Origin of the sequence: Ensifer sp. PDNC004 (assembly GCF_016919405.1) — a bacterium.
In the GTDB taxonomy this organism is placed as follows: Bacteria; Pseudomonadota; Alphaproteobacteria; order Rhizobiales; family Rhizobiaceae; genus Ensifer.
Genome location: NZ_CP070353.1, coordinates 3,431,305 through 3,456,010, shown reverse-complemented (window position 1 = coordinate 3,456,010; position 24,706 = coordinate 3,431,305). Strand labels below are relative to the sequence as shown.

Here is a 24,706-nt window from a genome sequence, read left to right as displayed (position 1 = left end):
ACTGCCTCGCCTGGCGGAGGGGGCTGACGGGATATGAGTTCGATAACAGGAAGAGGGAAGCTTTCATGCCGACGATCGGAAACCCACCCCTCGGTGCCACCGTCACCCCCGACGGCACGGTGTTTTCGGTCTGGTCGCGCAACGCCGCCCGTATTGACCTCTGCCTCTTCGACAAATCAGGTGCCAAACAACTGCGCCAGCTGCCGATGACACGGAACGGCGACATTCACAGCCTGACGGTTGCCGACGCGCCGAAGGGAACGCGCTACGGCTTCCGGGCCGATGGCGTCTATTCGCCCGATCACGGTCTCTGGTTCGATCCGTCCAAGCTTCTCGTCGATCCCTACGCCCTGGAGCTCGACCGCCCGTTCCGCCACGATCCACGCCTGACGATCTTTGGCGAAGACACCGCCGACCTCGTACCGAAAGCGATCGTCACCGAGGTGAAGGCCGCCAAGGTGAAGGCGCCGCTCTTCAAGGCCGGCGGCCTCCTCTACGAAATCGCCGTCAAGCCTTTCACCTTCCTCCATCCCGACGTGCCCGAAGCCAAGCGTGGCACGGTGGCGGCGCTTGCCGAGCCTGCCATCATCGCGCACTTGAAGCGCCTCGGCGTTTCGACGGTCGAACTGATGCCGATCGTTGCCTGGATCGACGAACGCCATCTGCCGCCGCTCGGGCTGAAGAACGGCTGGGGCTACAATCCGATCGCCCCGATGGCGCTCGATCCGCGCCTCGTTCCGGGCGGCCTCAAGGAATTGCGCAAGACTGTCGAAGCGCTGCGCAAGGAGGGCATCGGCGTCATCCTCGATCTCGTCTTCAACCACTCCGGCGAGAGCGACCGCTTCGGCACGACCTTGTCGATGCGCGGCCTCGACAACCTCACCTATTACCGCCATGTAACCGACGGGCCGGGCGAACTGATCAACGACACCGGCTGCGGCAACACGATCGCCTGCGACAACCCTGTGGTCGAGGCGCTGATCCTCGACAGTCTGCGCCATTTCGTCCGCGCCGCCGGCGTCGACGGCTTCCGTTTCGACCTCGCCTCGATCCTCGGCCGCGACATGGGCGGCTTCCACCGCGATGCTCCGCTCTTCCAGGCGATCGCGGCCGATCCGCTGCTTGCCGACCGGGTGATGATCGCCGAGCCCTGGGATATCGGCCCGGGCGGCTACCAGCTCGGCAACTTCCCCGCCCCATTCCTTGAGTGGAACGACCGCGCCCGCGACGATATCCGCATCTACTGGCGCGGCGACCGCCATTCGATCGGCGCGCTGGCGACAGCGCTTGCCGGCTCGTCGAACAGTTTTTCCCGTTGGGGCGAGGCAGGAACCCGCACGGTCAACTTCATCGCCGCCCATGACGGCTTCACGCTGGCCGATCTCGTCTCCTATGCCGGCAAGCACAACGAGGCGAACGGTGAGGAAAACCGCGACGGCCACAACGAGAACCACTCCTGGAACAACGGCGCCGAAGGGCCGACCGCGGATCCGGAAATCAAGGCGGCTCGCCGCCATGACGTGATCGCGCTCGTCGGCACGCTCTTTGCCACCCGCGGCACGATCATGCTGACCGCCGGCGACGAAGCCGGGCGCAGCCAGCACGGCAACAACAACGCCTATTGCCAGGACAACGCCATCACCTGGCTCGACTGGACGGCGATGGACGACGAGATCGTTGCCCACACCGCAGCCCTCTCAGCCATGCGCTCTCGCTTCGACGTTTTCGACGAGACTACGTTCCTGACCGGAAGCGGCGACGTCGAGTGGTGCCGTCTCGACGGTCACCCGATGACGGTTGGCGACTGGGAGCATCCGGCAACGGACAATCTGATGATGGTGCTGGCCACCCGCGACCGAACCCAGAAGCGGGCAACGCGGCTGGCCGTCGTCATCAATCGCAGCCATGCGCCGCATCCCCTCCGCCTGCCCGACAGCGTCAATGGGAAATGGCAGGACGCGCTCGCAGCGTCAGCCCCCGCCGATCACGTAGCGCCGCGCTCCGTCACCTTCCTCGTCGAAGTTTTCTAAGCTTTTCCACCACTTGCAGGTTGCAACGGGCGAGCCTATAGATCGCTTGGGGGGCTTGTTTCGAGGCGTTCACATGCTGCAGGACATATCACTTTCTGAGATCAAGGTACTGGTCGGCAAGGAAGTCGGCGTTTCCGACTGGATCACGGTCACCCAGGAAACGATCGACAAATTCGCCGAAGCAACCAGCGACTATCAGTATATTCACGTCGACCCGGTGCGGGCCGCTGCCGAAACGCCCTTCGGCGGCACGATCGCGCATGGCTTCCTGTCGCTCTCGCTGCTTTCGGCGATGAACTACAATTGCCTGCCGAAAATCCGCGAACAGACGATGGGCATCAACTACGGCTTCGAGAAGGTGCGCTTCGTCGCGCCGGTGAAGAGCGGCGCCAAAGTGCGCGGCCACTTCACCATGGCCGACGCGCGCTTTCGCGGCGCCAGCATGCTGATGATCACCTATGACGTCAGCGTCGAGATCGAAGGCGAGCGCAAGCCGGCGCTGACGGCAACCTGGCAGACCATCATCCAGTTCGATCCTAAGGATCGACCCGCCGATGCCTGAGGCGGTTTGAGCAGGCAGATCCCATGACAGCAGCAGTCAACGTCGCGCCGGCCGACGGACGTTTCGTCAGCGACTTTGCCGGCTGCGACTTCTCCTTCGAGATCACGTCCGAGGCGCTGCCCTTCACCGGCCCCGGTCTTCGCGACATCGCCCCGGTCGAGCGCTACATCAAGGCTTATGAATCCGACCCGGACGAGCTTGTGGCGGCGGCCGGGCCGGATGCCGCTCTCTTCGCAGCACGTCTCGACGGCCGGCTCGCCGGTTACATCGCGCTCTCGAAGACGTGGAACGGCTTTGCCGAAGTCGACGATATCGCCGTCGACAGCAATGCGCGCCGAGCCGGCGTCGCGCGGGCCCTCATGGACCGGGCGGTGTTATGGGCGCGGGAACGGGGCCTGCCGGGGATCAGGCTCGAGACCCAGTCGAACAATGTCGCCGCCTGCCGCTTCCACGAGCGCTACGGCTTCGAACTTGCTGGCTACGACCGCCATCTCTATTCGGCATTGACGCCGGGAACGCACGAGATTGCGCTCTTCTGGTACTTGCGCTTCGCGTAAAAAGGCCAGGCGGCTGTCGTGGTCGCAAAATCAGTAAATGGAGAAGTCATTGCGCCAGCGTATCATCGTCTGCCCGCTCGTTCAGAACAGGGGCGCCTACTTGCTCTGCAAGATGCCGCCGGATCGCGGCGTGTTTCCCGGGCAATGGGCGCTTTCGGGTGGCGGCCTCGAGCCGGGCGAACGTCTCGATGAGGGCTTGCGCCGTGAAATCCGGGAAGAGCTCGGAGACCGTCTGGAGATCGGAACGATCAAGCCCTGGACCTTCCGGGACGACATCCGGACAAAGTCCTACGCCGACGGCTCAACCGAAGAGCTGCATATGATCTATCTGATCTTTGACTGCGAGGCCGAAAATCGCGAGGTCAGCCTCAACGACGAATTCGTCGAACACGCCTGGGTCGCGCCCGAGCAGCTCCAGGATTACGACCTCAACGACGCAACGAAGCGCACATTCCAGGAAAAAGGCATCCTGCCGGCTACGCGATAAGAGCCAACGGTTGCCGACAGACTTGAGCCGGGAAACGCTTGAGCGCTTCCCGGCCTTTTTATCTCAATGCCCGGCGTCGGCCGCACCCTCGGACAGCAGTCCGAAGACGAAGGGCGAGAACGACCGCCAGCACTCGACCCGGAACTGATCCTCAGCAGTGCGGAAGAGGATGATCTCCGCCTTGCCGAGGATCGTGCGCGAGCAGCCGCCGACCGGGAAGATCGCCAGGGACAGATCCTGCGGGCAGCCGCTGTTGATGGCCACGTCCGCGCCTGGGCCGCTGACGATGACGGCGACGTTGCGATGCGAAATGTCGACCGCCGAATGCAGCGTGCCGCTCGAGGCGGCCGCCGCCAACAGGTCGGCCTCGCTTTCGTCGATGACCAGCCACTCGTCCGGGCCGATCCACAGCGCATGGCGCTGGCCGGAAGAAGCCGAGGTCTTCGGCCGGGTCGGCAGCGTCACGCCAAGTGCGGCCGAAAGGGCCGGCAGTGCGTCGGCGCCGGCGCGCAGCGAAATGCGCGTTGCTGCCGGTGCAGGCGTCAGGATCGCCTCGGCCGAGCCCCCGCGCGCGGTGAGTGCCGCCTTGCGGCTTGCAGTAACCTGGTCAGCCATGGAGGCGGCCCCCTTCCTTGTCAAAGAACACCATGTCGCTCACTTCGACGGCAATGGTGCGATCGGTCATCGGCACGTAGAGCGTCTGGCCGAGGCGCGCGCGGCCACCGGCCACCATGGCGAGCGCAATCGAGCGACCGCAGTTTGCCGACCAGTAGGACGAAGTCACGTGACCGAGCATGGTCATCGGCTTCGGCTGGTTCGGGTCGGCGACGATCTGCGCGCCTTCCTCCAGCACCACCTTCGGATCCTTGGTGAGAAGACCGACGAGCTGCTTGCGGCCGTCCTTGACGAGATCCGGGCGTTTCAGGCCGCGGATACCGACGAAGTCGGGCTTCTTCTTCGAGACAGCCCAGGAGAGGCCGGCATCGTCCGGCGTCAGCGTACCGTCGGTATCCTGGCCGACGATGATGTAGCCCTTCTCGGCGCGCAGCACGTGCATGGTTTCCGTGCCGTAGGCGCAGGCGCCCATCGGCTCTGCCCGCGCCCAGATCGCCTCCCAGACAGCCTGGCCGTAGTCAGCCGGCACGTTGACTTCGAAACCGAGCTCGCCGGTGAACGACATGCGGAAGAGCCGTGTCGGCACGCCGCAGATCTTGCCTTCGGCGACGCTCATATGCGGGAAGGCCTCGTTGGAGAGGTCGATGCCCTCGACGAGCGGCGCGATGATCTCGCGCGCCTTCGGTCCCTGCACGGCGATGACGGCCCACTGTTCCGTCGTCGAGGTCAGCCATACCTTCAGGTGCGGGAACTCGGTCTGCAGATAGTCTTCCATGTGGTTCATGACGCGCGGCGCACCGCCGGTCGTGGTCGTCACGTGGAAGCGATCCTCGGCCAGTCGACCGACCACGCCGTCGTCATAGACGAAGCCGTCGTCGCGCAGCATGATGCCGTAGCGGCAGCGGCCGGGCTTCAGGTTGTCCCAGGCGTTGGTGTACATGAGATTGAGGAACTGCGCCGCATCCGGGCCAACAACCTCGATCTTGCCGAGCGTCGAGGCATCGAAGACACCGGCGACATCACGCACCGTCTTGCACTCGCGCGCCACCGCCTCATGCATGTCTTCGCCGGAGCGCGGGTAGAACCAGGCGCGCTTCCAGTTGCCGACATCCTCGAACTCGGCGCCATGCGCTTCCTCCCAAGCATGGATGGGTGTCTTGCGCGCAGGGTCGAAGAGAGTGCCGCGCGAATGGTTGACGATCGCGCCGAAGGTCACCGGCGTATAGGGCTGGCGGAAGGTCGTCAGGCCCACCTGCGGAATGTCCTTGCCGAGCGCTTCTGCAGCAATCGCCAGGCCATGCATGTTGGAAAGCTTGCCCTGGTCGGACGCCATGCCGTTTGTGGTGAAGCGCTTGATGTGCTCGATCGAGTGCATGCCTTCGCGCACCGCCAGACGGATGTCCTTGGCGCAGACGTCGTGCTGGAAGTCGATGAACGCCTTGACGGTCGTGTCCGGCCCCGCACCTTCAGCGGCACCGATCATGCCGCCGGTCCAACCGTAGCGGTTTTCGCCCGAAAGCGTCACCTGCGCACCGCCCTCTGTACCGGCCGCACGCGCGGTCAGTTCGCCGGCTGCAAGCGCCTCGTCGATGGTTGCCTGCAGGTCGTCGGTGCCGTTGCAGGCACCGACCGACAGGCAATCCTGCAGGTACGTGCCCGGCAGGAAGCGCTGCGTCGCCGCATCGAACTTCACCTTGCCGCGCGACTGCGAGAACAGGTGCACCGACGGCGTCCAACCGGCCGAAACCAGCAGCGCGTCGACGGCGAACTTGCGGGCCGAGCCACCGCCGTTGCGGGCGACGCTGATCGAGTTGACCCTAAGCTTGCCGCCGGCCTTGATCACAGAATGGCTGGTCAGCACTTCGATGCCGAGCTTGCGCGCTTCAGCCAGAACCGCTTCACCAGGGTTTTCGCGGCAGTCGACGATGACGGGAACCGAGACGCCGGCCCGCTTCAGGTCGAAAGCCGCCTCATAGGCCGAGTCATGGGCGGTGTAGACGCCGACCTTGGAGCCGACGGCAACGCCGAAGTGGTTGAGATAGGTGCGCCCGGCCGAAGCGAGCATGATGCCCGGGCGGTCGTTGTTGGCAAACACCATGTGCCGCTCGATCTGGCCGTTGGCGAGGATCACCTTCTTGGCGCGCACCTGCCAAAGCCGCTCGCGCGGCAGCGACTTGTCGAGAGCCGCCAGATGATCGGTCACGCGCTCGACGAGGCCGACGAAATTGTGGTTGTAGTAGCCGAAGCCGGTGGTGCGGGTGAGCACCGTGACGTTGTCCATGGAGGCAAGCGTCTTGGCGGTCTCCTGCGCCCAGTCCCAGCCGTCCTTGCCGTCGATAGTCGTGCCGCTCTCGTAGCGAAGCGCGCCGCCCATTTCCGGCTGCTCGTCGCAGATGATCACCTTGGCGCCGGCCTTGGCAGCGGCAAGTGCTGCGGATAGACCGGCAACACCCGCACCGATGACAAGCACGTCGCAATGGGCGTAGCGGCTGGCATAGTGATCCGGATCCGCTTCCGTCGGCGCGACGCCGAGGCCGGCAGCGCGGCGGATGAAGGGCTCATAGATCGCGTGCCAGGCGGCCTTCGGCCACATGAAGGTCTTGTAGTAGAAGCCGGCGGCGAAGAACGGCGACATCAGGTCGTTGAGGCCGCCGATGTCGAAGGCGAGCGACGGCCAACGGTTCTGCGAACTCACCTTCATACCGTCGAAGACTTCCTGCACCGTGGCGCGCACGTTCGGCTGACGCCGGGCGGCATCACGCGAGACGTCCATCAACGCGTTCGGCTCCTCGGCACCGGCCGAAAGAATGCCGCGCGGGCGGTGATACTTGAACGAACGGCCGACCAGGTGAATGCCGTTGGCAAGTAGCGCCGAGGCAACCGTGTCGCCTTCGAGCGCCGTCAGCGTGCGGCCGTCGAAGGTGAAGCGCGCGGTGCGGGCGGGGGTCAGGCGGCCGACGCCTGGAATGCGGTTGGCGCCCATCATTTCGCGGCTCCCTTGTCCTGGCCGTTCTTGTCCTGCTCGCTCTGGAGAATGGTGGCGATGTCAGGCTTTGGCTCGCCCGCCTTGTAGGTGGTGTAGAAACGGTCGCTGACCGTGTCGCGGGCGGCGTTGAAGAAGCGGCCGCAGCCATGGATATGACGCCAGCGCTCGAAGATCAGACCCTTGGGGTTCTGACGCAGGAAGAAGTATTCCTCGAACTGTTCGTCGGTGATGTCGGCGATGTTTTCCGGACGGGCGATATGGGCGTCGCCGGCACCGCGGAACTCGAGCTCGGAACGCTCTTCCTCGCAATAGGGGCAGTAGATCAGAAGCATCTCGAAATCCTCAGTGCGCAACGGCGGCGGCGGCCGCCTCGTCGATCAGCCGGCCGGTGCGGAAACGCTCCAGCGTCAACCCTGCGGCCAGACGATGCGGCTCACCCTTGGCGATCAGATGGGCGAAGAGATGGGCCGAGCCCGGCGTCGCCTTAAAGCCACCCGTACCCCAGCCAGCGTTGAGGTAGAGGCCCGGAACCGGCGTGACGCCCTGGATCGGCGAGCGGTCCTGGGTGACGTCGACGATGCCGCCCCACTGCCGCATCATCTTTACGCGGCGGAACATCGGGAAGAGCTCGCAGATCGCATCGAGCGTATGGGTAATGATCTGCAGGCCGCCGGTCTGCGAATAGGAATTGTACTGGTCGGTGCCGGCGCCGATGACGAACTCGCCCTTGTCGGACTGCGAGATATAGGCATGCACCGAGTTCGACATGACGACGCAGGGGAAGATCGGCTTCAGCGGCTCGGAGACCAGCGCCTGCAGCGGCTGGCTCTGCAGCGGCACACGCACATCCGCCATCTGCATCAGCACCGAGGTGTGGCCGGCGGCGGAGATGCCGACCTTCTTGGCGCCGATGTAGCCGCGGCTGGTGTCGACGCCTACGACCCGGCCGGTCTCGTCGCGGCGGATGCCGGTCACTTCGCAGTTCTGGATGATGTGGACACCGCGGTCGGAGGCTGCGCGGGCATAGCCCCAGGCAACGGCGTCGTGGCGGGCCGTGCCGCCGCGGCGCTGCAGGGCGGCACCGTTGATCGGGTAGCGCGCGGTCTTGGCGATATCGAGCGGCGGGCAATAGGCCTTGGCCTGTTCCGGCGTCAGCCATTCGTTGTCGATGCCGTAGAGGCGGTTGGCATGGATATGGCGCCTGAACGACTGCTGGTCATGGATGTTGTGCGACAGCATCATCACGCCGCGCGGCGAATACATGACGTTGTAGTTCAGGTCCTGCGACAGGTTTTCCCAGAGCTTCAGCGAATGCTCGTAGATGTCCATGCTCTCTTCATAGAGATAGTTGGACCGGATGATCGTCGTGTTGCGGCCGGTATTGCCGCCACCGATCCATCCCTTTTCGAGCACCGCGACATTGGTGATGCCGTGCTCCTTGGCAAGATAGTAGGCAGCACCGAGACCATGGCCGCCGCCGCCGATGATGATGGCGTCATACTCCTTGCGCGGCTCCGGCGACGCCCAGTGCGGGCCCCATCCCTTGTGGCCGCGCAGCGCCTCGCGCGCCACGGCGAAAACTGAATATTTGCGCATCGGCCCGTTACTCCCGGTGTTCATTCTCGTTGGCGTTAGAAATCGCAAATCCGGGGCCTGCGCAACGTTTCTTTTGCGACGCATTTGCGTGGACTTGCGCGCAGTTGCGACATGACTATGGATTGGTTAAGCGGCAGACGGGAACCAGCGCCGACCCTGCATCTCAGGATTTTTCAGCGTCTCCTCATGTCGTCGCTGGACTTTCGCCTGACGATCTGGTATCCGCTCATCTAATCGTAAAGCTTCCAGCTTAGCGAATGTCATTCTTTTGCCTCCGTACCTGACGGAGCTGCAAAATAACTCGAACCAAGGAACGGGATTCACGTGCAGGTACTAGTCCGCGATAACAATGTCGATCAGGCGCTCCGCGCTCTTAAGAAGAAGATGCAGCGCGAAGGCATTTTCCGCGAAATGAAGATGCGTGACTACTACGAGAAGCCGTCCCAGAAGCGCGCTCGCGAAAAGGCTGAAGCCGTACGCCGCGTCCGCAAGCTGGCACGCAAGCGTGCACAGCGCGAAGGCCTCCTGGCTCGCTGATTTGTCGTTTTTTCGACGCTATTCGATGTAAGTCGTGGCGGGGGCGAAATATCGCCACCGCCTTTTTTTGGTATGGACATCTTTTCCGCCGACAGGCTAGCGTGCTCGACGCTGCCACCGACGGACGACCGACCGGAGTGTTTGGACCGGTGGTCTGCCAAGGCCGACTTTGGCCCGGCTTGAGGAGCCCGCGGGGAGTTCAGCGGCTCCAGAAACGGAAAGCCGATGGCTTTCGAGACCTTGTCGATTTGAGGGATCAACCTTTGACACTTGCTGCCATGACTGCGGACGTCTCCGGTTTTAATGTCCATGAGGCGTCTCGCCGCCACCAGCGCAAGCCGAGGCTTGCCGCCATGCTGCTTCTCGGCTCGGCCCTCCTCATCGCCGGCTGCACGACCGACGGTCCGGACTCCGTCACCAACAAGGTCGAGCGCGAACAGGGCTCGCAGGAAAACATCGCCTCGCTTTCGAGCGTCATCGCCTCCAACCCGAGCGACCCGGAAGGCTACAATGTTCGCGGCTCGGCTTACGGCCGCGCCGGCGAATACCGCCGCGCGATTGCCGATTTCGACCAGGCGATCAAGCTGAACCCGCGCTTCTACCAGGCCTATGCCAACCGGGCGCTGGTTCATCGCAACATGGGCAATACCCAGGCAGCGCTTGCCGACTACAACACGGCCCTGCAGCTCAACGCCAACTACGACGTCGCCTATATCGGCCGCGGCAATCTTTATCGCCAGGCCGGCCAGCTCGATTCCGCCTTTAACGATTTCAACAAGGCGATCCAGCTCGATACCACCGATCCGCGCGCCTATCACAATCGCGGCCTGATCTACCAGGCGCGCAACCAGCACGGCCAGGCGATCGAAGACTTCTCGACCGCGATCTCGCTTTCGCCGAGCTCGCCGGAGCCCTATAACGGCCGCGGCATTTCCTATGTCGCCCAGGGCGACGACGACAACGCGTTCTCCGACTTCAACACCGCGATCAACCTCAACGGCAAGGTCGCTGAATCCTGGGCCAACCAGGCGCTGATCTACGAGCGCAAGGGCGACAAGGCCAAGGCGTCGAAGTCCTACTCGCACGCGCTGCAGCTCGACCCGAAATACGAGCCGGCCCGCGCCGGCCTTGCCCGCGTCAAGGCATCCTGAGCCGACCCGATCACACATTTCGAAACGCCCGCGACCACATCGCGGGCGTTTTGGTTTGCGGGCCCCGAGCGCTGCACGGCGGAACCTTCCTGCCGGCCATCCGTTTGCTTGAAGCATCAAAAACGGAGACCAAGCCATGATCAAACGAACCCTCGTTACTGCGCTGGCGCTCGCCGCGCTTGCCACGGGCCCGGCCGCCGCACAGAACTATGTCGCCCTTGGCCGCCTCGTTTGCGGTTCGGAAGGCGGCACCGGCATGATCCTGACCTCGACCAAGAACCTGATGTGCACCTTCACGCCCGCCAATGGCGCGCCGAAGGCCGTCTATGCCGGCACGATCCGCAAGATCGGCATCGACATCGGCAAGACGGGCAAGAGCACGATGATCTGGGATGTTTTTGCCAAGACCGGCACCCCGGTCAGCGAATTCGCGCTCGCCGGTGAATATTACGGCGTCGGCGCCGATGCGAGCATGGCCGTTGGCGCGGGTGCCAAGGTGATCGGCGGCGGCACCAACAAGGCCTTCATGCTGCAGCCCGTCAACGTCCAGGTGCAGGAAGGCCTGAATGTCGCCGTCGGCATCGACGAACTGACACTGGCGCCGGCTGGCTAAGGCGGCCTCGACAAAAGCACCGACGCACGTAGCGCGCGCCATATCCTTCAACGCAAAACGCCCGCCGAAAGGCGGGCGTTTCTTTATCGGGCGACGCGGACAGCCCTCAGGCGTGCAGCGCCTTGACGATGTCTTCCGTCACCTTCTTGGCGTCGCCGAGCAGCATCATCGTGCCGTCCTTGTAGAACAGCGTGTTGTCGATCCCGGCATAGCCCGAGCCGAGCGAGCGCTTGACGAACAGGCAGGTTTTGGCCTTGTCGACATCAAGGATCGGCATGCCGTAGATCGGCGAGGACTTGTCGTCGCGCGCCGCCGGGTTGGTGACGTCGTTGGCGCCGATGACATAGGCAACATCGGCCTGCGCGAACTCGGAATTGATGTCCTCGAGCTCGAACACCTCGTCATAGGGAACGTTTGCTTCGGCGAGCAGCACGTTCATATGGCCGGGCATGCGGCCCGCGACCGGGTGGATCGCATACTTGACCTCGACGCCGGCCGCCTTCAGCTGGTCGGCCATTTCGCGCAACGCATGCTGGGCCTGGGCGACCGCCATGCCGTAGCCGGGCACGATGATCACCTTGGAGGCGTTCGCCATCAGGAAGGCCGCGTCATCCGCCGAGCCCTGCTTGACCGTGCGCTGGACGCCGTCGTCGCTGCCGGCCGCCGCCGTCTCGCCGCCGAAGCCGCCGAGGATGACCGAAATGAACGAGCGGTTCATGCCCTTGCACATGATGTAGGAGAGGATCGCGCCGGAGGAGCCGACGAGCGCCCCGGTGATGATCAGCGCCAGGTTGCCGAGCGTGAAGCCGATACCGGCCGCCGCCCAGCCCGAATAGGAGTTGAGCATCGAGACCACCACCGGCATGTCGGCGCCGCCGATCGGGATGATGATCAGCACGCCGAGCGCCAGCGACAGCAGGACGATCAGCCAGAACACCGTCGTGCTCTGGGTCAGCACCAGCATGATCACCATAACGACGAGCGCGGCCGCAAGACCGGCATTGATGGCATGGCGGCCCGAAAGCATGATCGGCTTGCCGGACATGCGACCGTCGAGCTTCAGGAAGGCGATGACCGAGCCGGTAAAGGTGATGGCGCCTATGGCGACGCCGAGCGACATTTCGACCAGCGCCTGCGCGTGGATGTCACCGATCGTGCCGATGCCGAAGCTCTCCGGCGCATACATGGCGGCTGCCGCCACCATGACGGCCGCAAGACCGACCAGCGAGTGAAAGGCGGCGACGAGTTGCGGCATCGACGTCATGGCGATACGGCGGGCAATGACCGCACCGATACCGCCGCCGATGGCAAGGCCGAGCACGATCAGCATCAGGCCGCCGAAGCTCGGCTTGGCGAGCAGCAGCGTCGTGACGATGGCGATGCCCATGCCGACCATGCCATAGGTGTTGCCCTTGCGGCTGGTGGTCGGATGCGAGAGGCCGCGCAGCGCCATGATGAAGAGGACGCCGGAGACGAGATAGAGGAAGGCTGCGAAGTTGGCGTTCATCGGGCCGGCCTCACTTGTCTTTTTTCTTGTACATGGCGAGCATGCGCTGGGTGACGAGGAAGCCACCGAAGATGTTGACGGAGGCGAGCACCAGCGCAATGAAGCCGAAGCCGGTCGCAAGCCCAGAGGCCGAAATGCCGACGGCCAGCAAAGCGCCGACGACGATGACTGAGGAGATCGCGTTGGTGACCGCCATCAGCGGCGTGTGCAGCGCCGGGGTCACCGACCAGACGACGTAATAGCCGACGAAGATCGCCAGTACGAAGATCGCCAGGCGAAAGACGAAAGGATCGATCGCCCCGCCTGTGGCGCCATGGGCAACGACGCCAGCGGCGTCCGGCACGTATTCGGCGGCGGTGCGGACCGCTTCCACGGCCCGGTCGAGATCGGCGAGCGCCTTGTCGAGAAGTTCATTCGCCATCACTTGTCCCCCTTGCTGGCACCGAAGTTCGGATGCACGACCTGACCGCCATGGGTGAGCGCCGTCGCCTTGACGAGTTCGTCCTCCATGTTGAGAGCCAGCGCCTTGGTCTCCTTGGAGACCATCGTCTCCAGGAAGGTGACGAGGTTCTTGGCATAAAGCCCGGAAGCGGAAGCGGCGATGCGGCCCGGTACATTCAGATGGCCGATAACCTTGACGCCTTCGACCTCGGCAACCTTGCCGGCCTCTGCACCTTCGACGTTGCCGCCGCGCTCGACCGCAAGATCGACCGCGATCGAGCCTGGCTTCATGCTCTTCAGCATCTCGCGGGTAACGAGCCGCGGCGCCGGGCGGCCGGGAATGAGCGCGGTGGTGATGACGATGTCCTGCTTGGCGATATGCTCGGCGACGAGTGCCGCCTGCTTGGCCTGGTAGTCCCTGGACATTTCCTTGGCGTAGCCGCCGGCGGTTTCGGCCGCCTTGAACTCGTCGTCTTCGACGGCGATGAACTTGGCCCCGAGCGAGGCGACCTGTTCCTTGGCGGCCGGACGCACGTCCGTCGCCGACACCACGGCGCCGAGGCGGCGAGCCGTCGCGATCGCCTGCAGGCCGGCGACGCCGGCGCCCATGACGAAGACCTTGGCGGCAGGCACCGTACCGGCCGCCGTCATCATCATCGGCAATGCCCGGTCATATTCGTAGGCCGCATCGATCACCGCCTGGTAGCCGGCGAGGTTGGCCTGGCTCGACAGCACGTCCATCGACTGCGCGCGGGTGATGCGCGGCATCAGCTCCATCGCAAAAGCGGTCAATCCGGCATTCGCCATCTCGGCGATCGCCGCCTCGTTGCCGTAGGGATCCATGATGGCGATGACGATGGCACCCGGCTTGTAGCCGCCGATTTCGGCAGTCGTCGGTCGACGGACCTTGAGCACGACATCCGCCGCCTTGGCGTCTGCCGTCGTGCCGATCCGGGCTCCGGCCTTTTCGAACTCTGCATCCGGAATGCGCGACGGCACGCCGGCCCCCGCCTCGACGACGACGTCGAAGCCGAGACCTTTCAGTTTCTTCACGGTATCCGGTGATGCGGCAACGCGACCCTCGTTCGGATCCGTTTCCTTGGCGACGAAGACGATCTCGCTCACAAGTCCCCCCTCCTGGCCGCAATCGAGCCAGGGCCGGAATGCGGGCATTCTCTCCGACTGCAAAGCGGGTGGGCCTATCGGGCCGACACGCCCTCCTATGCGCGGCGCATCTGTGCCCGGCGCAATCGTCTGGAGCAAGCCGTCGCCTGGATGCGGGACCTTGGGCGGTCCACCGGCATCGAGCCTCGATCGGACTCTGCGGGCCTGCTCTTCACTCCTCCCTCACGTGGGTGAGGATTATCCGCCCGTGCCCTTTTGCGGGCATCCGGGCCTCAAGCCACATGCGGCGGCACCTCCAGCCAGCGACATGCAACTTCTTCCGGGCAAACGCCCGGTCGCCGAGGAAGCACCATCTACGCTCCCTCAACGGTCGGTTCGATCGCGCCGGTTAGCGAAGGAAGAAGAAACCGGCGACGTTGATCAGGATGAAAAGCACGATCGAGGAGATCAGGCCCATCGTCGTGAAGAAGCCGGCAGCCATCGCGATCAGCAGGGCGACGCAGAAAAGCGTGCCGTACTTCGAGGCGCTCAGGAACATGAGGTAGGTCTTCTCGTGTTCCGGATAGTCCATCGGAGCGCCCAAATCGACCGGTCCAGAATGATGCTCAGCCATCGTTCAAAATTCTCCCTGAATGCCGCGGCGCCACCTTGGGGTCATCGCCGCTCCTAATCGAAGCATGGTCCCGCGAAAAGCCGCGAAACCCTTATAGCTGCCCTTACACAATGCGCAGGGCCGGCGCAACGAAAACCCGTTCTTTAGCCGCACCTGATGGGCGAAATGTCGCGCCATTCCGCAAGGGGTGACACGCCTCGGCGCGCCCGAAATTCGCCTGCGCAATCAAGGCCGCTTAGCGAAAAACGGACGTCCGGTAGGAGCGGCCGTATCCGGTCTGCGCCATGCGCGCGGTCGGCAGGATCGTCAGCGGCGCAAACGGCACTTCGTTGCGGTCGGCAAACATCATGCGGCGTTCGAACGGCTCGGAATCGAAAACCGGGTAACGGTCGAGGATCGAAGGCCGCTGCCCCCGCACCTGCGCCACCAGAAGCGCGCCGTCGGCATTGTAGACGCCGAGGTTCTCGCGCTTGGCGACAACCGTCTCCGACGCAAAGATGCGCTTGTAGAAAGCCGCGTGGCGCGGACGGCACGCCGTCAGGCAGCGGTCGGCAGCGAAATACTCGCAGGCCATGGCGACCGGTCGCAGCGTCAGATAGGGAAGCGCCCGCATCTCGTCGCCGATCACGTCAGGATCGACCGCCAGCCGGCCGGGATCGACCAGCACCATGCCGGCATCGAGGAACGCGTCGATCTCGGGCGCGAAGATCACGCCCGACGTGCTGGCGCGATGATCCGGCGTCACGTGATGAACGCGCACGGTGCTGACAAGCACTTCGTCGAGATAGAGACCGAAGACATAGGCGTGACTGTCGAAATCGAGATCGTCGATCAGCGTCGAGCCGGTCAACTCCATCAGATTGACGGACTTGTAGGACTTGTAGCGCAGCCGCGCAATGTCCTCCATGTCCTCGCCGGTTTCGACCCGCCGGTATTCGACGCGATCGAGCAATTGCATCAGTTTTTCAGAAAAGCGCCCAGGCTCAGCCTGGTGAACCGTCTCACCCATACTCAACACCTCATGGTTAACAAATCGTTAACCTATTGACGGGAGATGGGTCGGCAACCGCAAATCGAAACAGTTCACCGTTAACTTTTTGTTAACCATAAAAATTCGTGAACGTATTTGTTCGATTTGAAATCAAGCGCACCAAATCGGGATGAATTTGGCGCGCCTAATCAATGGCTTGCTACCGGAAAATCAGCAACAAAACAGGACGGATTCCAGAAGATTTCAGGGGTTAGGCGATGCGCTTGCTGGTGGTTTTTGCGCCTCGTTTTGGCACACCATTCTTGCAAAGCGTAGCAATGGCCGAAGCCGGCATGGGCGCGGCAAAGACGAAACCCTGTATCAAATCGGCACAATTGTGCTCGTTGATAAGTTGTAGCTGGTCCGCCGTCTCGACGCCTTCGACGACGATGCGAAGGCCGAGCGCGCGGGCCAGGTTGGCGGTCCCGCGCAGGAGCTTGAAGCGCCGCGAATCCTCGCGGATGTTGCGCACGAAGGAACGGTCGATCTTGATGATGTCGACCGGCAGGGCATCCAGATAGCTGAGGCTCGAATAGCCGGTGCCGAAATCGTCGATGGCGATCGTGATGCCGAGCCCGCGCAACTCGCGCAGGATCGCCTGCACCTTGAGCGGCTCGTCCATCAGGCAGCTTTCCGTCACCTCCAGATGTAGCCGCGCGGCATCGAGACCGGTGAGGTGAAGTGCGTTCGTCACCATCACCACGACTTCGCTGCTGCGCAGGTCGAGCACCGACAGGTTGACCGACACGGATACGTCGCTCGGCCAACTCATGCAGTCCCGGCACGCCTGATCGAGCACAAAGCGGGTGATCTCGGTGACCAACCCGAGCTCTTCGGCGAGCTGGATGAATACGTTCGGCGGCACCGGCCCGCGTTCGGGATGCGTCCACCGCGCCAGCGCCTCGCAGCACTCCACACGCCCGCCGTTCGGCGCGAACATCGGCTGATAGGAGAGCGTCAGGCTGCGGGCGTTGATCGCCTCGCGCAAATCGGCCTTCAGCTTCTGGCGGTCGACGTAGCGCGCATCCATCTCAGCTTCGAAGGCGGTGCAGCCGCCGCGGTTGCGCAGCTTCGTTTCCGAAAGCGCAAGATCGGCCTTGATCTGCAGGTCCTCGAGCTTGAGGTCGACGCTCGAAGCGATGACGAAGCCGGCGCTCATCGTCATGCTGAAGGTGAAGCCGCCGGCTTCGTAAGTGTCGCGCAGATCGGCATGCAGTCCGCGCATCCGCTCTTCGAGAGCAATCGCGTCACTGCCATCGGGAATGAACACGACGAACTCGTCGCCCATCAGCCGCGCGACGATCGCATCGTCGCCGGCGAGCACCCTTAGCCGGCCGGCAATCGCCTGAAGCAGTCGGTCGCCGACGATATGGCCACGCATGTCGTTGACGTGCTTGAATTCGGTTACGTCGAGAACCATCAGCCCGACCAGCCGTTCGGCCGTGTCGTCGGCGCTCACCGTCGCCTGCACCAACTCTCCGAAATAGTCACGGCTCGGCAGCCCCGTGAGCTTGTCGAACCGCACCATATGCAGGATCTGCTTTTCCGCCTGGACGCGCGCGGTCACGTCTTCAAAGATCAGCACCGTGTCGCCGTTGTCGCGGCGGCTCGCCGAAAACTCCAGATGCAGCTCTTCGCTGACCGGGATCAGCACCTGCGGCCGCTTGCCCTTGAGCAGAAGGTCGAGCTGACGCGAAATGACCTTGGTCTTGTCCGGATCGAGGCGCATGCGCCGTGCACCGCGCCGGATCACGTCGCCGAGCAGCCAGCCCTTGAGCTCGGTGCGGTCGCCGAGCGCCAGCAATTCGCAGGCCCGCTCGTTGGCCACAACCACGCGACCATCGGCATCAAGCATGAACAGCCCGTGCGTCATGTTGTTGAGCGCGGTGTCGAACTGGCCGGCGATCGTGGCGATCTCGCGCGCCGCCATCACGTTCTCGTAGAGAAAGGCGCGCACGTTGTTGGCCATCATCCAGGTGGACAGGATGAAGGGCAGGATCAGCACGGCAAGCGCCAGCATGAACACGTCCTGCAGCGTGATCAGACCGATGACGATCGGCAGACAGGCCGAGGAAGACAAGAGGAGCACGGCCCGCTCGGAGCCGTAATTGCGACCGACGAGCGAAATCATCGACGCAAGCGTCACCGAAATGGTGGCGAGCTCGGAAAAGGAGTCCTGGCTGATGGCGATGGAGTAGCCACAGGCAATACCGCAGGTGAGCGTGACGCTGACGCCGCCGACGATGTAGCGGTTCTCCCACTTGCGGACCATCGCCCGATCGGCATTGGAGAAATCCTGCCGGTCGAACCGCGCCATGTCGAGATTGCGCAGCGCCCAGAGGACGAAGATCACACCGGAGCAGGCGAGATAGAGCGGATCACTGGTTTTCAGATAGACGAGCAGGAACGTCACGACATGCGACAGCATGCCGATCACCAGCGTTTTGCGATGTTCGTAGAGCGAGCTCACGGATGACAGATACACGTCAGTCGGAAGAGCGCTCTGTCCAAGTCGCATCATGAACCAAGCTCCGGTTTACCGGATTGTTAGGGGTGATGACTTAACGAAAGATTTCGTCTAACGCCCCGAAAAATGTACCGAATCCCAGCAAAATCACGGGTCTTCGCCGGCATCGCCCAAGAGTTCAACTCAGTAGTGCGAACCGCGCGGGACAACACTCGGTTTCTACAACCAAACATAGGCATTCGCACAATAAAACGGCTTGATCGCAACTTCGACAATTCTGCGACGCCGGTAGTTGATCCCAAACTTGCGCCTATGATGGTTACTCGTTCTTGAAGAATTACCTGTGATTTCCTGCCGTTTCGGACCGCTCCTCCTGTCTCGATGCCCGGGATCGGCGCGACGATCGCGCTCACCACCTTCTCAGTTGACTTTCATCTGCAACTGAAGGCAAGGCTTTTCTCAAGCATCCAACGGAGCCTGATGATGTCGAAACCTGTCGTTGCCATCCCCTGCGATTTCCGCGAATTCGACGGCAATGTCTGGCATGTCGTTGCCCATCAATATGTGCGCGCCGCCGTCGAAGGCGCCGGCGTTATGCCCTTCCTCATCCCGGCGCTCGAGACCGGCAACGACATCGACGAGATCCTCGACCGGGTCGACGGCGTGCTGGCCAGCGGCGCCCGTTCGAACGTCCATCCCGCGCTTTATGGAGCCGAGGCCAAGGAGAGCGACGGCCCCTTCGATCCCGGCCGCGACGCGACCAGCCTGCCGCTCATTACGCGCGCGCTGGAACGCGGCGTGCCGCTTCTCGCCATCTGTCGCGGCATCCAGGAACTGAACGTCGCGCTCGGTGGCACGCTCGCCTCCGAAATTCAGGACCAGCCTGGCATCTGGGATCACCGCAAGCCCGACGTGAAGGAACTCGACGTCGCCTACGGCATCCGCCAGGACGTGATCGTCAAGGAAGGAAGCTGCCTTGCGCCGGTGCTCGGCGCCGGCCGCATCCGCGTCAACTCGCTGCATCGCCAGGCGATCGGCGCAGCCGCGCCCCGTCTTGCGGTCGAAGCGGTTGCCGACGACGGCACGATCGAGGCGGTTTCGGTGATCGGCTCCAAGGCCTTTGCCGTCGGCGTACAATGGCATCCGGAATACTGGGTGCGCACCGACACGCCGTCCGCGAGCCTGTTCAAGGCATTCGGCGATGCGGTCAGGACCTATGCGGCCGGTCGTCTGGCGGCTTGATCTGGCCGCTTGAGCTTAAGCTCGGCCCGTCGTCCTCGGGCCTTAGTGCGCGCGACGCGTGAACGGCGTTTCCGGCACTGGCGTCAGCGCCTTGCCGGTCGAAAACCACGCCAGAATGTTGTCGGCGACGAGATCGGCCATGGCGTTGCGCGTCACCACCGACGCCGAGGCCACATGCGGCAGCAGCGAAACATTCGGGAGGGCCACCAGCGCCTCGGGCACCTGCGGCTCGTTCTCGAAGACATCGAGACCGGCACCGGCGATCACGCCGCCCTGAAGCGCTGCGATCAAAGCCTGTTCGTCGACCGTCGAGCCTCGCCCGACATTGATCAGCACCCCGTTGCTTCCGAGCGCGGCAAGCACCTCGGAATTGACCGTGCGCCGCGTCGCCTCGGTGCCCGGCACGATGACGACGAGCGTGTCGACCGCACCGGCCATCCCGACAAGTGTCGGATGGTAGGCATAGGCAAGGCCCTCGCGCGGGCTGCGGGTGTGATAGGCGATCGACACGCCGAAGGCTTCGAGCCGCTTGGCAATTGCGAGACCGATGCGTCCGAGACCGTAAAGACCGACGCTTCGACCCCGCAGCGACAGCGGCGACAGCGGGAAGGCGCCCTCGCGGCTCCAGCGACCCTGGCGCAGCCATTGCTCCGCCTGCGGCAATTGACGGAGCGTGTTGAGCAGCAGTCCGACCGCGGTATCGGCCACTTCTTCCGTCAGGACGTCGGGCGTGTTGCTGACGGCAATTCCCTTGGCCGCGGCATGCCCGACCTCCACCCCGTCGTAGCCGACGCCGAAATTGGCGATGATCTCAAGCTGCGGCAGGGCGTCCATCAGTGCAGCCGGCACGCGCCCAGAAACGGCGATCGCCTTGACGTCCTGCATCTGCGGCGTCACCAGCGTCGCATCGGCACCTTCGATCCGCACCACGTCGAACCGTTCCGCCAGACGATCGATCACCCGCGGATTGATTTTTCCGGGCACGAGAACGCGAATGCGGGCAGACATGGCAATTTTCCTTGCGGGTGATGGACCTCAGGCGATGACCCGCAAGGGGCCGGTCGACTGCCGGATGCGCATCTCCGGCTTGATCAGGTGAATTCCATCCGGCTCATGGCTGCCGGAGAGCTTGTCGAGTAGTGCGCGGGCAGCACTACGGCCGACATCGGCCTGCCCATTCCAGACGGTGGTGAGCGCCGGCGTCGCGATCGACGCCTCTTCCAGGTCGTCGTAGCCGGTCACGGAGATGTCGACGCCCGGCACGAGACCGGCGCGCGCGATGCCGTTCATCATGCCGATCGCCACGAGGTCGTTCCAACAGACGACCGCGGTCGGCTTCTGCGGCAACGAAAGCAGGTGCACCGCGGCCTCGAAGCCGCCCTGCTTCGTGCGGGGCCCGGGAATGCGCAGTTCCGGATCGACCTCGATATTGGCCTTGCGCAGCGCGTTGACGTAGCCCTGGTAGCGGTCGCGTCCGGTGGACGTCTCGTCCGTGCCGCCGACCATGGCGATACAGCGGTGGCCAAGGCCGATCAGGTGGTTGGCGGCAAGCGAGATGCCGTAGGCGTCGTCGCCGCGGAAGATCGGCACGTCCACACCCTCGATCGAGCGGGCGATCAGGATCGCCGGCATGCCGTTGTCCTCGGCGAGCTGGATGTCCTCCAGCGGCGTGCCGATCGCTGGCGACATGATCACGCCGTCACCGCCGAGCTGCAACAGCGTCTCGATGAAATCGCGCTGCTTGTCGACGGAATCGTAGTGATTGGAAAGAATGAAGGTCTGCTTGTCGCGGTCGAGTTCGGCCTCGATCGCCTTGAGGATTTCCCCGTAGAACGGGTTCATGATGTCGTGCACGACGACGCCGATGATGCCCGATCGCGATGTCCTGAGACTGGCGGCGCGGCGGTTGTAGATATAGCCGAGCGCGCGCGCCTGTTCCTTGATCTTGTCGCGGGTGACGGTCGCCACCAGCGGGCTGTCACGCAGGGCCAGAGATACCGTCGCCGTCGAAAGACCGAGTGTTTCCGCGATCGTCGAAAGCTTGACCTTTTGCGCCACGATGCCCCCTGTAAGCCCTGTTTCGCCCCATCCGCACGAACCCCAGCCGGGAGCGGTGCGTCAAACCGTTCGGCATCCTTCGCGCGCCTGTGAGACGGCACGCGTGCCATAAATTTAAATCCCTATTTAAACTGTTTAAATCGCCGCGGCAATATGCGGCAAATCCGGTTCAATCGGCCGCGCGCGCAGCCTGTAGATTGCTGTCGACGGCGCGCAGTAGCTTCATCAGCGTGCGAACCTGCTTGTCGGTCAGACCACGGGTCGCGAGCTTTTCAGAATGCTGACCGGCCTCGGCGATTGTCTGAAGCCGGTTGCGGCCGGGTTCGGTGAGATAGACCTTCGTGAGCCGGGCATCATCGTCGTCCGGCCGCCGCTCGAGAAAGCCCTGCGCTTCCATGCGGCCGATCGTGCGGGTCATGGTCGGCGCCTTGACGCCGAGCTTGACCGCAAGCCCGCCGGCCGTCAGGCCATCGGTCTCGGCCAGCGCCAGCATGACGCCATCCTGTCCGGCATAGAGGCCGCTTTCGAGCAGATTGCGGGAGAGCACGGTGCGCATGGACCGCGCAGCCTGGACAAGGACGGCGGCAAGATCGTGAGGCTCGATCAGGAGCTCGTCCTTCTTCTTGCCGTTCTTGCCCTTCTTTTCGGCCTTGTTCTTCTTGCCCATTGGACCTCCTGCCGAATCCCGTCTCGCACTCTTATAACAATACAGCTTGCGATTACGAACTGTATGACTCAAATAACAATTTTACGACAATTGACGTGGAGGATCGAAGAGAAATGTCGATGCCCCAGCCGCGATGGCAGGACAATCCGGCCGACCTTCCACCAGACGCCCGCCGCGACTGGATCGCCGTGCTGCCGCTCGGCGCGCATGAGCAGCACGGACCGCACCTGCCCTTCGAAACCGACACGCTGATTGCCGAGGGGATCGTCTCCCGCACGATCGCCGCCCTTCCCGCCGATCTGCCCGTCACCTTTCTGCCGGCCGAGCCGGTCGGCTACTCGATCGAACACATGGATGTCGCCGGCAGCCGCACGCTTGATTACGCAGAGGCGGTCGAGCGCTGGCTCGGCATCGCCGCCGGACTTCACCAGCAGGGCATCCGCAAGTTCGTGATGCTGAACGCCCATGGCGGCAACTCGCCCCTGATGACCATCATCGCCACCGAAGCGCGGGTGCGGTTCAACATGCTGGCGGTCGCGACGAGCTGGACCCGTTTCGGCCAGCCGGACGGCTGGATTTCGCCGGCGGACAAGGCACTCGACATCCACGGCGGCGACATCGAAACCTCGGTCATGCTGGCGCTCCATCCCGACAGGGTCGACGTGGCCAAGGCCGACCGCTTTTCCTCCCGCCAGGAACAGTTTGCGGAGCGCTTCAAGCATCTGCGCGCCTATGGGCCCCACGCCTTCGGCTGGAGGATGCGCGACCTTAACGCCATAGGCGTCGCCGGCAACGCCGCTGCGGCAACGGCAGCACGCGGCGAAATCCTGATCGCCCATGCTGTCCGAGGCTTCATCGAACTTCTCGAAGACGTCAGGGATTTCGATCCGAACGATCTGGCCTGAATGGCCGGCAAACACTTTGTTTGCGCTTTTGCGCTATCAGAACTGCAGCTGACAGCGTCCGACAGAGAACCCCATGGCGAAGATCATTGCGCTCGGCGCCTATTTCTACCAGGCCGTCATCGCCTTCGGCCTGCTGATCGTCGTCGCCCATTGGCTGGCGCCGGCCGACTATGCCAGCTACTCGCTCTTCATCTCCATCTGCCAGTTTGCTGCGATCGCCGCCTTCGAATGGGTGCGGTTTGCCTGCACGCGCTTCTACCCTGGGCCGGATGCTGCAAGCGAAGCGGCGGAGGGGCGCGCGATCCTCGTGGAAGCATTCGCCTGCGCCGCCCTCTGCCTGATCGCGGCTTGCCTGTCGCTGTTCTTTGGCGTGCCACCTGTCGTGGCGCTTGTCGGCGGCCTCGTCTCGATCGCGCAGGGCGGCAGCGACCTGCACCTGACCACGCTGCGCTTCCGCCAGGACTTTCGCGCCTTTTCCGTACTGCAGGGATCCCGTGCCACCATCCTCGCCGCTGGCACACTTCTCGGCGCGCTGGTCTCCCCCAGCTTCCTTTCGACGGTCACCGGCCTGCTCGGCGGCTATGCGGCCTATGGCCTGCTCGCGCTTCTTCTGTCGCGCCGCGCGAAGACCCGCCCTGCCGCAGCGCTCGACAGCGCCCGGGTCCGCAAACATCTCGTCTATGGCAGCGTTTCGGCAGGTGCCGCGACAGCCGCCATGTTCGCGCCGCTGGCGCTGAAGGCGATCTTCACCGCAGCGCTCGGAACCACGGGCGCCGCCGGCGCGCTGCTCGCGCTCGACCTTTTGCAGCGCCCCTTCGTGCTGATCGTTTCCGCCCTCCAGGCGATCCAGTATCCCGAAATCGTCGCCGCGCATGACCGGGCCGAAGATCGCGCCGCCCTCCCCCGCCAGCTCGGTCATTACTACGCCTTGCTGACGAGCTTCGCGCTGATGATGGCAGCCGGCATCTTTGCCGTGCTTTTGCCCGCCGCCTGGCTCGTCATCAGCCCCGACCTGCAGCAAGGTTTCCTCGCCACCGCGCCCGCCATCATCGTGCTCTCGCTTGTTCGCACGCTGACGCAGATCATGCTGCCGACGCCGCTGCACTTGAAGCAGCGCCTGGCGCTGATCCTGCTGCTCGCGGTGATCGACTGTGCGTTCCTGAACCTCGGCGCGCTGACGGCCCTGCTCACCGCCGGGCCGGATGGTGCGGCACTCGCCTGGGGCAGCGCCGTCGGCGCGCTCCTCGCCGCCTTGGTCGGCCTGCGACTGATGTCCTCGCTCGCCTTCGAGTTTTCCTGGCCGCCGGTCCTCTTCGCCGCCGCCGGACTTGGCGCGGCCGTGCTTGCCTTCACCCTCTCCGGCGAAACCAGCTTTGCCACAATCGGCGCCGGCATCATCGGCGGCGGCTTGCTTTGCCTGCTCTCGCTCAACCAACTGCGCCTCATGCTGCGGGCGCCGGGACCTGGATCGGCATAGGCGCTAACTGAAACTGCACGATTTTCCGGTTAGATCGCCG

Annotated in this window: 23 protein-coding genes; 10 read left to right on the top strand and 13 right to left on the bottom strand. The window is 63.8% G+C overall.

What is annotated here, in order from left to right; all coding sequences use genetic code 11:
* Positions 1-65 precede the first annotated feature (65 nt).
* The 4 genes from glgX (at position 66) to nudI (ending at position 3,636) form a co-directional block, all read left to right on the top strand.
* Positions 66-2,030: a glycogen debranching protein GlgX gene (glgX, locus tag JVX98_RS24910; RefSeq protein ID WP_205237760.1), complete on the top strand. Its 1,965-nt coding sequence runs from the start codon at positions 66-68 to the stop codon at positions 2,028-2,030.
* 73 nt (positions 2,031-2,103) lie between these two features.
* Positions 2,104-2,592, top strand: coding sequence for a MaoC family dehydratase (locus JVX98_RS24905; protein WP_043610712.1), 489 nt, complete (start codon positions 2,104-2,106; stop codon positions 2,590-2,592).
* A gap of 23 nt (positions 2,593-2,615) precedes the next feature.
* On the top strand, positions 2,616-3,149 hold the full coding sequence (locus tag JVX98_RS24900) for an N-acetyltransferase (protein WP_205237758.1): 534 nt from the start codon (positions 2,616-2,618) through the stop codon (positions 3,147-3,149).
* 49 nt (positions 3,150-3,198) lie between these two features.
* On the top strand, positions 3,199-3,636 hold the full coding sequence (gene nudI, locus JVX98_RS24895; protein WP_246764951.1) for a nucleoside triphosphatase NudI: 438 nt from the start codon (positions 3,199-3,201) through the stop codon (positions 3,634-3,636).
* 63 nt (positions 3,637-3,699) lie between these two features.
* Here the strand turns inward: nudI and soxG are convergent, their stop codons facing one another.
* From soxG to JVX98_RS24875, 4 genes are read right to left on the bottom strand one after another with little or no spacing between them, the layout of a single operon-like run.
* Positions 3,700-4,251, bottom strand: coding sequence for a sarcosine oxidase subunit gamma family protein (gene soxG, locus JVX98_RS24890; RefSeq protein ID WP_112985146.1), 552 nt, complete (start codon positions 4,249-4,251; stop codon positions 3,700-3,702).
* A complete protein-coding gene (locus JVX98_RS24885) occupies positions 4,244-7,237 on the bottom strand; it encodes a sarcosine oxidase subunit alpha (RefSeq protein ID WP_205237755.1) in 2,994 nt (997 codons plus the stop codon). The genes soxG and JVX98_RS24885 overlap by 8 nt, the downstream gene beginning before the upstream one ends.
* A complete protein-coding gene (locus tag JVX98_RS24880; RefSeq protein WP_034786877.1) occupies positions 7,234-7,569 on the bottom strand; it encodes a sarcosine oxidase subunit delta in 336 nt (111 codons plus the stop codon). The genes JVX98_RS24885 and JVX98_RS24880 overlap by 4 nt, the downstream gene beginning before the upstream one ends.
* A 10-nt stretch (positions 7,570-7,579) precedes the next feature.
* The gene (locus tag JVX98_RS24875) at positions 7,580-8,833 is read right to left on the bottom strand and encodes a sarcosine oxidase subunit beta family protein (protein WP_192450779.1); all 1,254 of its coding nucleotides are present in this window, start codon (positions 8,831-8,833) and stop codon (positions 7,580-7,582) included.
* 324 nt (positions 8,834-9,157) lie between these two features.
* On the opposite strand from JVX98_RS24875, the gene rpsU reads away from it, so the two are divergent.
* The 3 genes from rpsU to JVX98_RS24860 all read left to right on the top strand — a co-directional run bounded on the left by rpsU (position 9,158) and on the right by JVX98_RS24860 (position 11,134).
* Positions 9,158-9,370, top strand: a complete 213-nt coding sequence (gene rpsU, locus JVX98_RS24870; protein WP_034786884.1) for a 30S ribosomal protein S21 — start codon at positions 9,158-9,160, stop codon at positions 9,368-9,370.
* Positions 9,371-9,633: 263 nt separating this feature from the next.
* Positions 9,634-10,521: a tetratricopeptide repeat protein gene (locus JVX98_RS24865; protein ID WP_034786887.1), complete on the top strand. Its 888-nt coding sequence runs from the start codon at positions 9,634-9,636 to the stop codon at positions 10,519-10,521.
* 136 nt (positions 10,522-10,657) lie between these two features.
* On the top strand, positions 10,658-11,134 hold the full coding sequence (locus JVX98_RS24860) for a DUF992 domain-containing protein (RefSeq protein ID WP_043610725.1): 477 nt from the start codon (positions 10,658-10,660) through the stop codon (positions 11,132-11,134).
* A 106-nt stretch (positions 11,135-11,240) separates the two neighbouring features.
* Here the strand turns inward: JVX98_RS24860 and JVX98_RS24855 are convergent, their stop codons facing one another.
* From JVX98_RS24855 to JVX98_RS24830, 6 genes are all read right to left on the bottom strand, one after another.
* Complete coding sequence (locus JVX98_RS24855) at positions 11,241-12,641, bottom strand: NAD(P)(+) transhydrogenase (Re/Si-specific) subunit beta (protein WP_192450780.1); 1,401 nt, start codon at positions 12,639-12,641, stop codon at positions 11,241-11,243.
* Positions 12,642-12,651: 10 nt separating this feature from the next.
* The gene (locus tag JVX98_RS24850; protein WP_205237753.1) at positions 12,652-13,062 is read right to left on the bottom strand and encodes an NAD(P) transhydrogenase subunit alpha; all 411 of its coding nucleotides are present in this window, start codon (positions 13,060-13,062) and stop codon (positions 12,652-12,654) included.
* Positions 13,062-14,207, bottom strand: a complete 1,146-nt coding sequence (locus JVX98_RS24845; RefSeq protein WP_205237752.1) for a Re/Si-specific NAD(P)(+) transhydrogenase subunit alpha — start codon at positions 14,205-14,207, stop codon at positions 13,062-13,064. Before JVX98_RS24845 ends, JVX98_RS24850 begins: the two co-directional genes overlap by 1 nt.
* A gap of 388 nt (positions 14,208-14,595) precedes the next feature.
* Positions 14,596-14,820 (bottom strand): aa3-type cytochrome c oxidase subunit IV, encoded by a 225-nt coding sequence (locus tag JVX98_RS24840; protein ID WP_192450783.1) that lies wholly within the window; start codon positions 14,818-14,820, stop codon positions 14,596-14,598.
* A gap of 235 nt (positions 14,821-15,055) precedes the next feature.
* Complete coding sequence (locus JVX98_RS24835) at positions 15,056-15,829, bottom strand: hypothetical protein (protein ID WP_192450784.1); 774 nt, start codon at positions 15,827-15,829, stop codon at positions 15,056-15,058.
* 232 nt (positions 15,830-16,061) lie between these two features.
* Entirely contained in the window at positions 16,062-18,371 is a 2,310-nt protein-coding gene (locus tag JVX98_RS24830; protein ID WP_205237750.1) for a bifunctional diguanylate cyclase/phosphodiesterase, read from the bottom strand.
* A 429-nt stretch (positions 18,372-18,800) separates the two neighbouring features.
* On the opposite strand from JVX98_RS24830, the gene JVX98_RS24825 reads away from it, so the two are divergent.
* Positions 18,801-19,559, top strand: coding sequence for a gamma-glutamyl-gamma-aminobutyrate hydrolase family protein (locus JVX98_RS24825; protein ID WP_192450889.1), 759 nt, complete (start codon positions 18,801-18,803; stop codon positions 19,557-19,559).
* Between the two features lie 42 nt (positions 19,560-19,601).
* Here JVX98_RS24825 and JVX98_RS24820 read toward each other — a convergent pair whose 3' ends face one another.
* From JVX98_RS24820 to JVX98_RS24810, 3 genes are all read right to left on the bottom strand, one after another.
* Positions 19,602-20,567 carry a 2-hydroxyacid dehydrogenase gene (locus JVX98_RS24820; RefSeq protein WP_205237748.1) on the bottom strand — a complete coding sequence of 322 codons (966 nt, stop codon included), beginning with the start codon at positions 20,565-20,567 and terminating at the stop codon, positions 19,602-19,604.
* 27 nt (positions 20,568-20,594) lie between these two features.
* On the bottom strand, positions 20,595-21,617 hold the full coding sequence (locus JVX98_RS24815; protein WP_034786913.1) for a LacI family DNA-binding transcriptional regulator: 1,023 nt from the start codon (positions 21,615-21,617) through the stop codon (positions 20,595-20,597).
* Positions 21,618-21,786: 169 nt separating this feature from the next.
* Entirely contained in the window at positions 21,787-22,284 is a 498-nt protein-coding gene (locus tag JVX98_RS24810) for a MarR family winged helix-turn-helix transcriptional regulator (protein WP_034786917.1), read from the bottom strand.
* 113 nt (positions 22,285-22,397) lie between these two features.
* Here JVX98_RS24810 and JVX98_RS24805 point away from each other — a divergent pair, with 113 nt between their 5' ends.
* Both JVX98_RS24805 and JVX98_RS24800 read left to right on the top strand, forming a co-directional pair.
* Positions 22,398-23,189, top strand: a complete 792-nt coding sequence (locus JVX98_RS24805; protein WP_205237745.1) for a creatininase family protein — start codon at positions 22,398-22,400, stop codon at positions 23,187-23,189.
* Between the two features lie 73 nt (positions 23,190-23,262).
* Entirely contained in the window at positions 23,263-24,666 is a 1,404-nt protein-coding gene (locus tag JVX98_RS24800) for a hypothetical protein (RefSeq protein ID WP_205237743.1), read from the top strand.
* Positions 24,667-24,706 lie beyond the last annotated feature (40 nt).

Bases quoted from the DNA above. Each gene is read 5' to 3' on its own strand.
- glgX (WP_205237760.1), top strand. From the start codon at position 66: ATGCCGACGATCGGAAACCCACCCCTCGGTGCCACCGTCACCCCCGAC.
- JVX98_RS24905 (WP_043610712.1), top strand. From the start codon at position 2,104: ATGCTGCAGGACATATCACTTTCTGAGATCAAGGTACTGGTCGGCAAG.
- JVX98_RS24900 (WP_205237758.1), top strand. From the start codon at position 2,616: ATGACAGCAGCAGTCAACGTCGCGCCGGCCGACGGACGTTTCGTCAGC.
- soxG (WP_112985146.1), bottom strand. From the start codon at position 4,251: ATGGCTGACCAGGTTACTGCAAGCCGCAAGGCGGCACTCACCGCGCGC.
- JVX98_RS24885 (WP_205237755.1), bottom strand. From the start codon at position 7,237: ATGATGGGCGCCAACCGCATTCCAGGCGTCGGCCGCCTGACCCCCGCC.
- JVX98_RS24880 (WP_034786877.1), bottom strand. From the start codon at position 7,569: ATGCTTCTGATCTACTGCCCCTATTGCGAGGAAGAGCGTTCCGAGCTC.
- JVX98_RS24875 (WP_192450779.1), bottom strand. From the start codon at position 8,833: ATGCGCAAATATTCAGTTTTCGCCGTGGCGCGCGAGGCGCTGCGCGGC.
- JVX98_RS24860 (WP_043610725.1), top strand. From the start codon at position 10,658: ATGATCAAACGAACCCTCGTTACTGCGCTGGCGCTCGCCGCGCTTGCC.
- JVX98_RS24855 (WP_192450780.1), bottom strand. From the start codon at position 12,641: ATGAACGCCAACTTCGCAGCCTTCCTCTATCTCGTCTCCGGCGTCCTC.
- JVX98_RS24850 (WP_205237753.1), bottom strand. From the start codon at position 13,062: ATGGCGAATGAACTTCTCGACAAGGCGCTCGCCGATCTCGACCGGGCC.
- JVX98_RS24840 (WP_192450783.1), bottom strand. From the start codon at position 14,820: ATGGCTGAGCATCATTCTGGACCGGTCGATTTGGGCGCTCCGATGGAC.
- JVX98_RS24835 (WP_192450784.1), bottom strand. From the start codon at position 15,829: ATGGGTGAGACGGTTCACCAGGCTGAGCCTGGGCGCTTTTCTGAAAAA.
- JVX98_RS24830 (WP_205237750.1), bottom strand. From the start codon at position 18,371: ATGATGCGACTTGGACAGAGCGCTCTTCCGACTGACGTGTATCTGTCA.
- JVX98_RS24825 (WP_192450889.1), top strand. From the start codon at position 18,801: ATGTCGAAACCTGTCGTTGCCATCCCCTGCGATTTCCGCGAATTCGAC.
- JVX98_RS24820 (WP_205237748.1), bottom strand. From the start codon at position 20,567: ATGTCTGCCCGCATTCGCGTTCTCGTGCCCGGAAAAATCAATCCGCGG.
- JVX98_RS24810 (WP_034786917.1), bottom strand. From the start codon at position 22,284: ATGGGCAAGAAGAACAAGGCCGAAAAGAAGGGCAAGAACGGCAAGAAG.
- JVX98_RS24805 (WP_205237745.1), top strand. From the start codon at position 22,398: ATGTCGATGCCCCAGCCGCGATGGCAGGACAATCCGGCCGACCTTCCA.
- JVX98_RS24800 (WP_205237743.1), top strand. From the start codon at position 23,263: ATGGCGAAGATCATTGCGCTCGGCGCCTATTTCTACCAGGCCGTCATC.